Annotated in this window: 13 protein-coding genes; 1 reads left to right on the top strand and 12 read right to left on the bottom strand. The window is 72.3% G+C overall.

All coding sequences use genetic code 11. The features are described from left to right. The 7 genes from STRIP9103_RS37195 to STRIP9103_RS37165 all read right to left on the bottom strand — a co-directional run. On the bottom strand, nucleotides 1-404 hold a 404-nt coding region (locus tag STRIP9103_RS37195), incomplete at its 3' end, for a glycosyltransferase (protein WP_009333267.1). Then, a complete protein-coding gene (locus STRIP9103_RS37190; protein ID WP_009333259.1) occupies nucleotides 401-1,363 on the bottom strand; it encodes a glycosyltransferase in 963 nt (320 codons plus the stop codon). The genes STRIP9103_RS37190 and STRIP9103_RS37195, both read right to left, overlap by 4 nt. Continuing rightward, nucleotides 1,360-2,367: a glycosyltransferase family 9 protein gene (locus STRIP9103_RS37185; RefSeq protein ID WP_009333309.1), complete on the bottom strand. Its 1,008-nt coding sequence runs from the start codon at nucleotides 2,365-2,367 to the stop codon at nucleotides 1,360-1,362. The genes STRIP9103_RS37190 and STRIP9103_RS37185 overlap by 4 nt, the downstream gene beginning before the upstream one ends. Beyond that, a complete protein-coding gene (locus STRIP9103_RS37180) occupies nucleotides 2,364-3,053 on the bottom strand; it encodes a D-glycero-alpha-D-manno-heptose-1,7-bisphosphate 7-phosphatase (protein ID WP_009333281.1) in 690 nt (229 codons plus the stop codon). Before STRIP9103_RS37180 ends, STRIP9103_RS37185 begins: the two co-directional genes overlap by 4 nt. Further along, a complete protein-coding gene (locus tag STRIP9103_RS37175) occupies nucleotides 3,050-4,156 on the bottom strand; it encodes a glycosyltransferase family 2 protein (protein ID WP_048821665.1) in 1,107 nt (368 codons plus the stop codon). Before STRIP9103_RS37175 ends, STRIP9103_RS37180 begins: the two co-directional genes overlap by 4 nt. Further along, nucleotides 4,153-5,787: a carbamoyltransferase family protein gene (locus STRIP9103_RS37170; RefSeq protein WP_009333269.1), complete on the bottom strand. Its 1,635-nt coding sequence runs from the start codon at nucleotides 5,785-5,787 to the stop codon at nucleotides 4,153-4,155. The genes STRIP9103_RS37175 and STRIP9103_RS37170 overlap by 4 nt, the downstream gene beginning before the upstream one ends. Nucleotides 5,788-5,823: 36 nt before the next feature. Then, nucleotides 5,824-6,825 (bottom strand): NAD-dependent epimerase/dehydratase family protein, encoded by a 1,002-nt coding sequence (locus STRIP9103_RS37165; RefSeq protein ID WP_048821664.1) that lies wholly within the window; start codon nucleotides 6,823-6,825, stop codon nucleotides 5,824-5,826. Between the two features lie 737 nt (nucleotides 6,826-7,562). Here STRIP9103_RS37165 and STRIP9103_RS37160 point away from each other — a divergent pair. Continuing rightward, on the top strand, nucleotides 7,563-8,837 hold the full coding sequence (locus tag STRIP9103_RS37160; RefSeq protein WP_048821663.1) for an MFS transporter: 1,275 nt from the start codon (nucleotides 7,563-7,565) through the stop codon (nucleotides 8,835-8,837). A gap of 63 nt (nucleotides 8,838-8,900) precedes the next feature. Here the strand turns inward: STRIP9103_RS37160 and STRIP9103_RS37155 are convergent, their stop codons facing one another. From STRIP9103_RS37155 to STRIP9103_RS37140, 5 genes are all read right to left on the bottom strand, one after another. Beyond that, a complete protein-coding gene (locus STRIP9103_RS37155; protein ID WP_009333283.1) occupies nucleotides 8,901-10,178 on the bottom strand; it encodes an aromatic acid exporter family protein in 1,278 nt (425 codons plus the stop codon). A gap of 472 nt (nucleotides 10,179-10,650) precedes the next feature. Beyond that, the gene (locus STRIP9103_RS37150) at nucleotides 10,651-11,061 is read right to left on the bottom strand and encodes a VOC family protein (protein WP_009333293.1); all 411 of its coding nucleotides are present in this window, start codon (nucleotides 11,059-11,061) and stop codon (nucleotides 10,651-10,653) included. Nucleotides 11,062-11,095: 34 nt separating this feature from the next. Next, entirely contained in the window at nucleotides 11,096-11,203 is a 108-nt protein-coding gene (locus tag STRIP9103_RS53615) for a pentapeptide repeat-containing protein (RefSeq protein ID WP_078614178.1), read from the bottom strand. 33 nt (nucleotides 11,204-11,236) lie between these two features. Then, nucleotides 11,237-11,629: a helix-turn-helix domain-containing protein gene (locus STRIP9103_RS37145; RefSeq protein WP_009333295.1), complete on the bottom strand. Its 393-nt coding sequence runs from the start codon at nucleotides 11,627-11,629 to the stop codon at nucleotides 11,237-11,239. A gap of 90 nt (nucleotides 11,630-11,719) precedes the next feature. Beyond that, nucleotides 11,720-13,174 (bottom strand): glyceraldehyde-3-phosphate dehydrogenase, encoded by a 1,455-nt coding sequence (locus STRIP9103_RS37140; RefSeq protein ID WP_009333304.1) that lies wholly within the window; start codon nucleotides 13,172-13,174, stop codon nucleotides 11,720-11,722. Between the last annotated feature and the right edge of the window lie 80 nt (nucleotides 13,175-13,254).

Genomic DNA, 13,254 nt, shown 5'->3' with positions numbered 1-13,254 from the left:
ACCACGGGCACCCCCGGCGCCCGGGCGCCGGTCACCGCCGCCAGACCCGACATCCAGAAGTGGGCGTGCACCACGTCGGGCGGCTCCGCCGACCACTCCTCCGCGAGCCACGCGCCGAAGTCCGGTATGTAGGGCAGGAGTTCGTCCTTGGGTATGGGAGCCGGCGGCCCCGCGGGCACATGGACGACCCGCACACCGTCGGCCGTGACGACCCGGTCCGGCAGATGGGGATCGTCCCGGCGTGTGTACACGACGACCTCGTGGCCCCGACGGGTCAACTGGGCGGCGAGTTGGGCCACGTAGACGTTCTGGCCGCCGGCGTCGGGGCCACCGAGCTCGGCCAGCGGACTGGCGTGCTCGGAGACCATGGCGACGCGTCCGGCCGTGGGGTGGCTGGGACTCATCCGGTGACCTCCTTGACGAGGCGTTCCCAGTCGTTCCGGAAACGCGGCTCTCCATAGCGGGCCTGTGCCGCGGCCCGGGCGGCCGCCCCTGTCGAACGGGCGAGTGCGGGATCGGCGAGGAACTCGCGAACGGCGTCCTCCAGTACGTCGAAGCGGTTGGAGACCACCCCTGCCCCCTCGGGCACGGCCTCCCTGACCTCGGTGGTGTCCAGCGCCACCACCGGCATCCCCAGGAACATGGCCTCCAGCAGCGACAGCCCGAGCGACGTCCACCGCACGGGGTGGACGTACAGACGGCAGTGGGCCATAGCCGGATGCAGCTCGCCCTGCGGCAGATCCCGGCCGCGGCAGCGCCCGGCGGGCAGTCCCAGACGGTCGGCGAGCCCTTCCGTGCCCATGCCGAAGACATCCAGCGGTGCCACGCGAGCGAACCGCGGCAGCAGATCCGTCCCCGTCGTCCGGCCGCGCCGCACCGGCTCGTTGACCACGACGGCCGCACGCGGTTCCGCACCGGTCCACAGCTGCCCCGGGTCGATGATGCCGTGCTCGATCACTTCCGTCGGGGCACGCCCGTTGTCCCACATCAGCCGGTTGAAGTGGGTCACATGGACGAGCGGGATGTCGGCCCGGTCGGCGAGCGGGTGGCGGGTGCCGACGGCGGTCTCGTGCGGGCTGTTGTGCTCCACGTACACGGCCGGTACGTCGACGCCGGGCCGGCGGCCCGTCCACCGATGGGCCAGTTCGAGCTCGTGCGGCCGCTGAAGCACCATCAGGTCGATGTCCGCCCCGCGCAGCCCGGCGGGACTCACCTCGCGCACGGTCTCCGGCCATCGCCAGGTCCTCGCCCGGCCCAGCCCGTCCGGCCCGCGGTCGGGGGTCACGGGCACGAGGAAGGTGTACGGGCCCTGGACGAACGACGTCAGCCACGAGCCGTGCACATGCCAGACAAGGATGTTCATGCGCTCTCCTGAAGGAGTTTCCGCACCGCTCGCACCACGTCGAGGCCCGTGACCTCGTCGAGGCACGGATGACCCGGCACAGGACACTGCCGGGCCCTGCTGTCCGCGCACGGTGCGTTCTGGTCGCCGAGCAGCACACTCGGCACGCCGTACGGCGCCCACCGCTCCGCCGGGACGACGGGAGCGAACAGCGACACCACCGGAGTCCCGACGGCCGCCGCCAGATGGGCGGGGCCGGTGTTGCCGACCACCACCACATCGGCGGTGCGCAGCACTCCCGCCAGGATGAGCGGAGGGGTCCTGCCACCGAGGTCCACCGCCAAGTCGCCGCTGACCCACCGGGTGAGGTCCGCCTCGCCGGGGCCCCCGGTGACGACGACCCGGTGACCCGCGTCGGTGAGCAACGCCACGGCCTCGGCGCAGCGGTCCGGACTCCAGGCCCGGGCCGGTGCGCTGGCGCCCGGATGCACGACGACGTACGGGCCGTTCCCCGTCAGGGAGATGGTGTCCGGCGGCGGCACGACCCGCAGCCGGCCGTCGTCCCCGGCACGCGGCAGGAAGCCCATCGCGGCGGCCGTGTCGAGCGCGGCCTCGACCTCGTGCCGACCGGGCAGCCGCCGATGCCGTACGTCGAGGAGGCGGCCGGGGTGGTCGACGCTGTCCGCGCCGATCCGGCCGACCCCGGCCAGCCGCAGCAACAGGGCCGTGGGCAGGGGGCTCTGGTGGAACGACGTGAGGATCAGGGCGACGTCGAACGCCTCCGCCCGCAGCCGCTCCACCAGAGCGCCGACGTCCGCGTCGTCGACGTCCGGCGGAGACACGCCCTCCCACGGCGCCGCCCACACGATCACCTCGTCCACATCGGGCAGCAGCCGGGCGGCGGGCTCGCCGAGCGGGCCGCAGAGCATCGTCACCCGGGAGCTGTGCGCGGCGACCGCCCGCACGGCGGGCCCGGCGAGCAGCACGTCGCCGAAACTGTCGAGCCGCACGACAAGAGCCTTCACGACCGCCCTCCTCGCGCCTCCACCAGCAGCGCTCGCACCGCGGTGAGCAGATCGGGGGCGGTACGGGGAGCCGCCTCGACCTCCGCCCGCCGGGTCGCGGCCGTGGGGACGAGCACGCCCCGGGCGCCCGCGGCACGGGCGGCCTCCAGGTCGGCCCCGATGTCGCCGATCACCACACAGTCCCGGGGCGCCACGCCCAGCCGCCGGGCCGCCTCCAGCACCAGCCCGGGCCGGGGCTTGCGACAGACGCAGCCGGCCTCGGGGAGATGCGGGCAGTACACCCAGGTGCCGAGGCCCCCGAGCAGGGCGTCCGCCCGGGCGTTGACGCCGCGCACGTCGGCGTCCGTGAGCAGTCCCCGGCCGATCCCCGACTGGTTGCTGACCACACCGGTCGCGATGCCCTCGGCACGCAGCAGCTCCAGCGCCCGCCGCGCACCGGGCACCGGGCACACCAACTCGGGGTCGCCGTTGTAGGGGACGTCCTCGACGAGGGTGCCGTCACGGTCGAAGAGAACGGCGGCCATGACGGGCGCCGGGCGGAGTGCGGTGGCGGCCTTGCGCGTGGGGCGCCGGGGCAGGAGGCCCGGGGTGGGTCGGCTCGTGTTGGGTTCCTGGGCTGTGGGGCTCGGGGTGGGTCGGCTCGCGTCGGGTTCCCCGACCGCGTGGCCCAGGGCGTGTCGGTTCATGGCGTGCTCCCTGACGGTGTGGTCCGGGCGACGGCCGTTCGCCGCGCTCGCGCCCGTGACGCGACGGGCCGCCGAAGGGCTCGCGGCGGGGCGGCTCCGCGATGCCGTACCAGGCCGTCCAGCCAGTGGTGGACCGCGAGCGGCGGGATGACCACGCTCGTGACCGCCATGGTGGCGATCTCGTCCGGGGTGCGCGGGCCCGGCCGGATACGGGCCAGGGCGAACTCGGCCGTGCCCAGGGCCCACACGGCCCCGGCGACGGCGGCGGCGCGCCGTCGGCCGGTCGCCGCGCAGACGCAGGCGGCGAGCGCGGCGGCGGTCACCACCAGGTGCCGGGGGAGCCGTCCACGGGGCGCCTCGGCACGGGACCACCAGTCGCGGCCGTGCAGCCGGGTCATCAGGACGTCGTCCGCGTTGCCCCGCTGCGCCCGTACCGACACCCAGCGGTCGGCCGGGCGGACCGGGTGCCGGGTGACGCGTCGGCCGCGCCGCAGCGCCCAGCCGGCCCGCAGCACGCGCAGCGCCAGGTCGGCGTCCTCCCGGAAGGCCCGCCGGAACCTCTCGTCGAACCCTTGGACCTCCGCCAGCGCGGCCGTCCGGTAGGCCATGTCGGCCGTGGCCCACGCGGCGTCCTCCAGCCCGGCCGTGCCCCGCTCCCAGTCCGTGGGCCTGCGGTCCCCGGGCAGGGGCACGGTCAGCCGGCCCTGGACGCCACCGGTGTCCGCGTCGGCCGCCGAGAGGTCGTCGGCGAGGCGGCGCGACCAGTCCGGCAGTACCTGGACGTCGTCGTCGAGGAAGACGGTCCACGGCGTGGTGACCGTACGCCAGCCGGTGTTGCGGGCGGCTGCCGGGCCCCGCCCGCCGGTGCTCAGGGTGCGGACCCGGTCGCGCAGGACCCCGGCCGCCTCCAGCGGCAGCGGCCCGGCGGCGCCCGGGCGGTCGTCGACCACGACGACCGCCTCGGGCGGATGACCCGTGGCCGCGCCGAGCGCCCGCAGACAGCCGGTGAGACAGAGCCGCCCGATCGTCGGGATCACGACCGAGTACGCGGGTGCGGTGCCGGGCACGCCTCCGGCGTCCGACACCACGGGCCTGTCCGTCATGCGAACACCTTCTTCCGCCGGACGGCGAACGGCCCGAGGGCGAGCAGGTCCACCGGCGCCGACCCGAAGCACTCCAGGGCGTCCCGAGGGTCGTCGACCATCGGCCGGCCGGCGGTGTTCAGGCTGGTGTTGACCACCACGGGCAGTCCCGTCCGGCGCTCGAAGCCGTCGATCATCCGCGCCACCAGCGGCTCCGCGCCCCGGTCGACGGTCTGGATGCGGGCCGTGCCGTCCACGTGGACGACGGCCGGGACGCGCTCCCGCCACTCGGCGGCGACATCGTGCACGAACAGCATGTAGGGGCTGGGCAGGGGCCCGTCGAAGAGCTCCCCGGCCCGTTCCGCCAGCACCATGGGCGCGACGGGACGGAACTCCTCCCGTCCCTTCACCGCGTTGAGGCGCTCCAGGTTCGCGGACCGGCCCGGATGGGCCAGCAGCGAACGGTGGCCGAGGGCACGCGGACCGTACTCGCTGCGCCCCTGGAACCAGGCCACGATCCCGTCCCGGGCCAGTTCCTCGGCCACGGTCTCGGCGATGTCGTCGGGCTCCTCGTAGGGCACGGCCGCGCGTTCCAGCCAGTCGCGCAGTTCGGCGTCGCTCCAGCCGCGCCCCAGGGCGGCGGTCGGCATGGCCTCCACCGTCTCCTTCTGGTACGCGAGGTGCAGCGCGGCACCGAGGGCCGTACCCGCGTCCCCGGCCGCGGGCTGCACCCAGACCTCGCGGAACGGTCCCTCCCGATACAGCCGGGTGTTGGCCACACAGTTGAGCGCCACACCGCCCGCGAGCGTCAGCACGTCCTCACCCGTGCGCTCGTGCAGCCACCGCACCAGGCCGAGCAGCACCTCCTCCAGGCAGGCCTGGGCGCTGGCGGCCACATCGGCGTGGTCCCGCGTCCACGGCGCACCCGCCTCCCGGGGCTCCACCAGCGACGACCAGGGCACCGGATGGGCCCGGAACCCGCCCCGGCCGTCCAGACGGACGTACTCGCGCAACTCCTCGACGAAGCGCGGCCTGCCGTACGACGCCAGCGCCATCACCTTGAACTCGTCGCTGCTGCGCAGGAATCCGAGATGCTGGGTGAGGTCCTCGTAGAACAGGCCCATCGAGTCGGGCAGCGACTGCGCGCCCAGCACGGTGAGTTCCCGGTTCGCGTAGCGGCCCGCGAGGTGCGAGCCGCACTCGCCCCGGCCGTCGAGGACCAGCACGGCACAGTCCGGGTACGGGGAGGCCTGGCCCGCCGAGGCGGCGTGGGCGACGTGGTGCGCGACGAAGCGCACCTTGGCCGCATCGAGCCCGGGCAGCGCCTCGGCGAGGAACTCGGGTGCCCGCCGCGCGTACTCCTGACGCAGCTGGTCCCAGGGGTCGTCCAGCCCCAACTGGTCGGCGGGGCGCGCGAGTTCGGGATCGTACGAGTAGGCGACCGCGTCCAGCTCCGACGGGTGGAGACCGGCCTGGTCCAGGCACCAGCGGGCGGAGAGTTCGGGCAGTTCCCACGCGGAGAAGGGAACGGGACGCTTGCCGTGCTTACGACGGCTGAAGCGCTCCTCCTCGGCCGCGGCGACGATCCTGCCGTCCACGACCAGGGCGGCGGCGGGGTCGTGGAAGAGGGCGTTGATTCCCAGAACACGCATACAAGTGCCTCCCTGGCGGCGAGGTGGAAGACGTTCTCAGGCCTGCGGCGTCATATCCCGGTCCCGCGTCGGCCGTGCCGCGGCGAAGTGGGCGATCGTCTGCTTGATGCCTTCCTCCCAGGGCACCTTGGGCTCCCAGCCCAGCAACTCCCGGGCCATCCGGGTGTCCGGGCGGCGGCGCTGCGGGTCGTCGACCGGACGGTCGACGAACTCGATGGGGGAGGAGGAACCCGTCAGCTCCACCACCCGGCGTGCGATGTCACGGACGGTGACCTCGTCGGTCCCGCCGATGTTCACGGGACGCACCGAGTGACTCGCGGCCACCAGCAGAATTCCGTCGACCGTGTCGTCCACGTAGCACAGCGACCGTGTCTGGCTGCCGTCCCCCGCCACCGTCAGCGGCTCACCGGCCAGGGCCTGACAGACGAACGTGGGCACGGCGCGACCGTCGTGGGCGCGCATGCGCGGGCCGTAGGTGTTGAACAGCCGCACGATGCCGGCATCGGCGTCACGGACCCGCACATGCGCGGTGACCAGCGCCTCCGCGAAGCGTTTGGACTCGTCGTACACACTGCGCGGACCCACCGGGTTGACGTTGCCCCAGTAGTCCTCGCGCTGCGGATGCACCAGAGGATCGCCGTACACCTCGGACGTCGAGGCCAGCAGGAACCGCGCCCCGTCACGCTCCGCCACGGCCAGCACGGCGCGGGTGCCCAGACTGCCCGCGTCGAGGGTCTCCAGGGGCAGCCGGAGATAGTCGACGGGCGAGGCGGGACACGCGAAATGCAGGACCAGGTCGTACGGCCCCGGCAGGCGCTCGGCACACTCGGGCGCGGAAACGTCGCACTCGACGAATCGGAACCCGGCCCGGCCCTCCAGATGCGCCACATTCGACCGTGATCCGGAGCAGAGGTTGTCCACGCAGTCGACTTCGACGCCCGAAGCCAGCAGGCGCTCGCAGAGGTGACTGCCGAGGAACCCGGCACCGCCCGTCACGACGGCACGGCGCCACGGCACAGAAGCGGAAGCATCAGTCATGGGAAGTCCTCCGGCCGCACTCGCGGTGGCCCCGGCGGCGGAGCGACGGGGGATCACGCCGTCCGGTGGGGGCACGGGAAGCTTGTGGGGGCAGTAAAAGGACAGGTGTGGGAAGGGGCCCCGCGCGAGGCCCCGAGAAACGTGGACGTCCACGCCGACCGCCGTTTTCCCGACGGCACTGTCACGGGGTGCCGTGCCAGCAGCTTTCACACGTTGGTTCTCATTGTGCGCATGTCACCGCTCGCTCGCGACTCGGACGGGCGAAGTCGTCTTCGGCATATGAACCCGACTCACCGGGCGCCCCTCGGGCCTGTGGCAACGCTCTCGTCCGGACTCGTTTCCGGCCGGCGTGGGTCGGCGTGGGCTGGTAGGGGCTCGTACGGGCGTGGCAGGAGCGTGCGTTCAGTGGGCTCCGAGCGGTTTGTGAGCAACCGCACTCGCTGCGCAAATGCCTCAGTCCCGGGGCAAGTTGCTCCCTCCGCAGCCGCGGTGTGGCGCGCACCGCAGTCGACTCGGCCGTCCTGTCTGCCACGATGGTCGCGCCGTGACGATCAGGTGGAACGGCCGTGCAGCGCAGCCGGCCTTCCTCGGTTTCACCGACCTGTCCGTCCCCCGCCTCGCCCTTCGGGTATCCCACTGTGTCTTCTGCTTCCGCACGTTTCCCTGCCCCTGACCTCGCCCCCGTGCCGTCCCGGGCGCCGTCGCGCTCGCCGTGGCGGTCCCTGCGGTACCGCAGCATGCGCTGGTGGTCCGTAGCGAACCTCGTGTCGAACGTCGGCACCTGGATGCAGCTGACGGTGCAGAACCTGCTCGTCCTGCAGATCACCGGCTCGGCCGCCGCGACCGGGCTGTCGATGTCCGTTCAGGCGGCTCCGGCCCTCCTCGTGAGCCTCCTGGGCGGAGCGGCCGTCGACCGCTTGCCGCGCAAGCTGACGGCCACCGTCAGCCAGGCGCTCCTCGGCATGGTCGCCTTCGTGACGGCCCTGCTCGTGGCACTGGACCGGCTCGACATGACGACGCTGCTGGTGCTGGCCGCCGTGACCGGCACGATCGCCACCGTCGACGGACCGGCCTGCGCCCTCCTGGGCAACGATCTCGTTCCGGCTGAGGACGTCCCCTCCGCCATCGGCGTCGGCGCGCTGGTCCACAGCGCCGGCCGACTCGTCGGGACCGCCCTGGCCGGAGTGACGGTCGGTTTCCTGGGGACGGCCGCCGCCTACGGAGCCAACGGGCTGTCGTTCCTGTTCGTGGCCGCGGTCGTGCCCTTCCTGCGCCCGGCACCCGGCGCGGTGCCGGCGGATACCGGGGTCCCGGCCGGGGCGGGCGCGGGCTCCCGGCTCGGCAAGGGGACCACCGCTCCCGACATGACCGTGCGCGAGGGTCTGCGCTTCTTCGCGCGTCGACCCCGCCTGGTCGCGCTCGCCGGAATCACCGGGATCAGCTCGACCTTCGGCCGCAACTACGGGCTGACCCTGGCCGTCCTCGTCACCGGGCCCCTCGCGGGCGGCGCGGGCGCGTTCGGCACGGTCTCCACGGTGCTCGCCGTCGGCGGCATCCTCGGCGCGGTCCTCGGCGCCCGGCTGCGGCGGCCCTCCGTCCGGCTGGTGGGCACTCTGGCGGCCGGAGGCGCGCTGCTGCAACTCGCGGCGGGCCTGTCGCCCTCGGTGGCCGTCCTGCTGGTGCTCGTCCTGCCCATGGCCGTCCTGGAATCCGTCTCCGACACCGCGGGAACCGCCGTCCTCCAGACCGACCCGCCCGCCCATCTGCGCGGACGCGTCCTCGGTGTGTGGGGCAGCGTCCGCACGGTGTGGAGCCTCGGCGGTCCGCCGGCGCTGGGCCTCCTCATGGAACTGGCCGGAGCACGCGGCGCCCTCGTGACCGGCGGCCTGCTCATCGCCGGCGCGATCGGCACGGGTTTCCTCCTGCGCTCCCGCCGGACCCCGACTCCGGTGGCCATCCCGACGAAGCCGGGCGACGTGACGGAGCGAGAGGCACTGAGCACGGCTGCCTGACCGGTCGCGCGTGTGTGTCGGGGGCACGCGCGCGGCTTGTACGTGCGCCGCGTGCGGTCGGCCTCACTCCCGGGCGAGCTGGTCGGCCAGGCGACGGGCCTGGGCCAGCAGCGTGCCGTGCGTCGCCAGCGTGGCGGGGTCGTCCCGTACGGTGCCGGGCAGCTTCTCGTGGAGTCCGTCGAGCACACGACGGAGCTCGACCACGGCTTCGTCCAGCTCCCGGTCGACGGAACGGCCATCGCTGCTCTGGACGGGCCGACCGCCGTCCCTCTCGACGGGTCGGCCGCCGCCGGTCTCGACGGGCCGGTCACCGTCGTTCTCAACCGGCCGATCGCCACCCCTCTCCACCGACCGGTCGTCGGCGCTTCCCGCGAACCGGGTCCGACCGTAGAGGTCGATGGCGCGAGCGGTGTGCCGGAGGAAGTCCGCGTACGAGCCGGTGATGCGTGGCTCGGGCCGGGCCGCCCTGCCGCCGCGCTCCGCGGGCTCCAGCACCGTGCGGGTGACACCGGCGGTGTGCACGGCGACATGGTCGAGCACGGCGAGGGCGTCGTCGTACGCCGGGCCGGGGGGCGAGAGGGCGTGGAGGCGACGGCCGCGCGGGTTGACCCGCATGCTCTCCCTGCTCCAGCCGATCGCCGACCGGGCCTGGTCGACCAGGCGGGACAGCCGCAGGGCGCGTTCGTGCCATTCCCCGGCCGCGTGGGGATCCCACTCGCCACCGTCCAGCCCCTCGGCCACCGCTTCCAGGACGGCCTGCGCCTCGCGGGCGGTTTCGTGCAGCGCGGCACGGGTGTCGCGCAGGTACACCGGAGGGCGGATCAGCGCGTTCACCGCGATGCCGACCACCGCGCCGAAGACCGCTTCCGCGATACGCGCACCGGCGGACGCGAGCGTGGCCTGCCCGCCGGTGAGGACGAACAGCGCCCCGGTCGCGGCGTAGATGCCCTGGGCACCCAACCGCTGCCACTGGGCGAGCAGCAGCACCACCGGGAGGACCACGGCCATGGCGGCCATCGTGCCGTCCAACGCCAGGGCGCCGGCCGTCGCCGCCACCGTGCCCACCGCGAAGGCGGCCAGCTGTTGCAGACCATGGGCGAACGACCGGTACACCGTCGACTCCACCAGCACGATCGCCACCCAGGGCGCGACGAACGCCATCGGAGCCCGCAGCCACCAGCCCGCCACCGCCCACGCCACGCACGCGGCCAGCGCGGCCTTGCCGGCCTGCACCGCCAGATCCCGCTCCCGCCCCGGCCCCGACCACACCCGCCGTACCGCCCCCAGTACGGCCGCACCGTGACGTCGAACCGCTCCTGTCGCTCGCCTCGTCCAGTCCATGGCACAGCAAGTGCCACGTTGGGGACGACAGATGCACCACGACATGTCAAAGCCTTAGAACCGTGGGTGTGGTCCCAAGGGAGTGGATCGGGCAGGGCGGTTGTGGTCCGGGGGATCTGGGTGTGGCTGATGACAAAGTGCCGCTCATGGCTCCCGGGGCATGGCCGCCCGGTTCCCTTGGACGCTTTGACTGCTGACTGAGAGTTGCGGCCCATCGCTGACTAAGGCTTCGACGGCGGGGTGTCCCTCGGACCACGAACATCCGCGTCACAAGGCCCGTGGCCTCCTGCCCACTCAGTAGGTGGGGCCACAACTGTTCGAGGTCAGCGGGAAATTCATCCGAGACCCAGACCGGCACCGGTCCGCGTGAAGCGAACCGGCCGGGCGGCGATCCGCCGGGCAGGGGGAAGACCATGGCGACACCCTGGGCGCCGCCACGGACAGCGTGCCCGTCGCACGAAACGGGTGGTGCTCAGCCCTTCGGCTGGGTGAAGCGGATGCTGTTGCCGAACGGGTCGCGCAGGCCGCAGTCGATGCCGTACGGGCGGTCGGTGGGCTCCTCGGTGAACTCGACGCCACGGCCCAGCAGAGTCTCGTACGTCTTGCGGCAGTCGTCCGTGCTGAAGATGAGGTGGCCGCCCATGGCGCCCTTCGTCAACAGTGCGCGGACCTGCTCCGCCGTCTCCTCGGACAGCGCGGGCGGCCCCGGCTTCTCCAGCAGGATCTGGCGCTCCGGGTGGCCGGGTACGTTGACGGTCAGCCAGCGCATGAAGCCCAGGTCGACATCGGTGTTGACCTCGAGGCCGAGCTTGCCGACGTAGAAGTCGAGGGCCGCGTCCTGGTCGAGGACGTAGATCTGCGAGTGCGTGATGGCGGTGAACATGTGCGTCACGCTATCGAGCGGGCCGACGGAAAACTTATCCAAAACTGCTCAGCCGACAACCGCTCAGCCGACAACCGCTCAGCCGACAACCGCTCAGTCGACAACTGTTCGGTCGACAACCGCTCAGTCGACAACTGCCCAGCCGACGACCGACCGGCGACGGTCTGCTGCGGGGTCAACCGCTCGGTCGCATCCACGCCTTGGTGAAACACGTCGGCACGGCCACGGTCACCGCTTCCTTGCGGTACTCCCTCGGCGACCGGCCGACGATGTCGCGGAACGTCCGGCTGAAGGTGCCCGGACTGCCGAAGCCGACCTCGAAGCAGATGTCCGTCACACTGCGGTCGGTCTCCCGCAGCAGGAACATCGCCCGCTCGACGCGCCGGCGCTGCAGATAGCGGTGCGGCGTCTCGCCGAACGTGGCCCGGAAGGTGCGTGTGAAGTGCGCCTCGGACACATGGGCGATCCGGGCCAGCGCGGGGACGTCCAGCGGCTGCGCGTAGGAACGGTCCATGGCGTCCCGGGCCCGGAGCATACGGCGGTTGGACTCTTCAACGGCACGGCTCACGGCGTCATCACATCACGGTTCTCCGCACCCCAGGACGGACAGCCGTGGCCGGGCGGACGACTCGGGATCGCCCGCCCGGCCACAGCCCGTTCAGACCGCCGGCGCCGGGTACGTCGGGTACTCCACGCCGGAGACGTGCTGGACGACGCGGATGACCTGGCAGGAGTAGCCGAACTCGTTGTCGTACCAGAGGTAGAGGATCGCGTTGTCGCCGTCGACCTTGGTGGCGCCGGCGTCGACGATCGAGGCGTGGCGGGAGCCGATGAAGTCGCTGGAGACCGAGTCGGGGGCGTTGGTGAAGTCGATCTGGCGCTTGAGCGGCGAGGTCAGCGAGACGTTGCGGAGGTAGTCGAGGACCTCCTCGCGGTCGGTCTCACGGCCGAGGCGCAGGCTGAGGATCGCGATCGAGACGTCCGGGACGGGCACGCGGATCGAACTGCCGGTGATCGGCGCCTTGAGGTCGGGCAGCGCCTTGGCGACGGCCGAGGCGGCACCCGTCTCGGTGATGACCATGTTCAGCGGCGCGGAACGGCCCCGGCGGTCGGACTTGTGGTAGTTGTCCAGCAGGTTCTGGTCGTTGGTGAACGAGTGGACGGTCTCCACGTGACCGCGCAGCACGCCGAACTCGTCGTCCATCGCCTTCAGCGGCGGCACGATCGCGTTGGTGGTGCAGGACGCGCAGGACAGGATCTGCTCGTCCGGCTTGATCGTGTCGTGGTTGACGCCGTGCACGATGTTCGGGACGTCGCCCTTGCCCGGCGCCGTCAGGACGACCTTGTCGATACCGGGGCGCAGATGCTGCGACAGGCCCTCGCGGTCACGCCACTTGCCGGTGTTGTCGATGAGGATGGCGTCCTTGATGCCGTACGCCGTGTAGTCGATCTCGGAGGGGTCGTTCGCGTAGAGCACCTTGATCTCGTTGCCGTTGGCGACGATCGTGCTGTTCGCCTCGTCGACGGTGATCGTGCCCTGGAACTGGCCGTGGATGGAGTCCCGGCGCAGCAGCGAGGCCCGCTTGACCATGTCCTCGGCGGCCCGTTCACCGCCCCCGCGGACGACGATGGCGCGCAGCCGCAGACCGTTGCCCGAGCCTGCCTTCTCGATCAGCAGACGGGCGACGAGGCGGCCGATGCGGCCGAAGCCGTAGAGGACGACATCGCGTCCCACGCCGCCCTCGATCTTGTTGGCGCCGGTGGCACCGGCGACGGCCTCGGCGGTGAAGGCCTCCACCGTCAGGCCCCGGTCGTCGGCCTTGTAGGTGGCGGCCAGCATGCCGAGGTCGATCTGGGAGGGGCCCAGGTCGAGCGTGGTGAGCGCCTGCAGGAACGGCAGGGTGTCGGTGACCGACAGTTCCTCTCCGGCGATCTGCCGGGCGAACCGGTGGGTCTTCAGGATGCTGACCACCGACTTGTTCACCAAGGAGCGGCTGTGGAGGAGGACGGTGACGTCCCGCTCACGGTGCAGCTTCCCGATGATCGGGATCATCGACTCCGCGATCTCCTCGCGGTTCTTCCAGTTGGTGAACGAGTCCTCGTTGACAGTCACAGATCTATCTTTCGAGCTAGGTGGCGCTCATATGCTAAACCGACGCCGTTTGGATCACGCCATCGGGGCCCCGATCGCGA

It is taken from the genome of Streptomyces ipomoeae 91-03 (assembly GCF_000317595.1).
In the GTDB taxonomy this organism is placed as follows: domain Bacteria; phylum Actinomycetota; class Actinomycetes; order Streptomycetales; family Streptomycetaceae; genus Streptomyces; species Streptomyces ipomoeae.
This window is presented reverse-complemented; position numbering and strand designations above follow the sequence as displayed.

Coding starts and splice junctions, on each gene's coding strand:
- STRIP9103_RS37190 (WP_009333259.1), bottom strand. CDS start 1,363: ATGAACATCCTTGTCTGGCATGTGCACGGCTCGTGGCTGACGTCGTTC.
- STRIP9103_RS37180 (WP_009333281.1), bottom strand. CDS start 3,053: ATGAACCGACACGCCCTGGGCCACGCGGTCGGGGAACCCGACGCGAGC.
- STRIP9103_RS37175 (WP_048821665.1), bottom strand. CDS start 4,156: ATGACGGACAGGCCCGTGGTGTCGGACGCCGGAGGCGTGCCCGGCACC.
- STRIP9103_RS37170 (WP_009333269.1), bottom strand. CDS start 5,787: ATGCGTGTTCTGGGAATCAACGCCCTCTTCCACGACCCCGCCGCCGCC.
- STRIP9103_RS37165 (WP_048821664.1), bottom strand. CDS start 6,825: ATGACTGATGCTTCCGCTTCTGTGCCGTGGCGCCGTGCCGTCGTGACG.
- STRIP9103_RS37160 (WP_048821663.1), top strand. CDS start 7,563: ATGCGCTGGTGGTCCGTAGCGAACCTCGTGTCGAACGTCGGCACCTGG.
- STRIP9103_RS37155 (WP_009333283.1), bottom strand. CDS start 10,178: ATGGACTGGACGAGGCGAGCGACAGGAGCGGTTCGACGTCACGGTGCG.
- STRIP9103_RS37150 (WP_009333293.1), bottom strand. CDS start 11,061: ATGTTCACCGCCATCACGCACTCGCAGATCTACGTCCTCGACCAGGAC.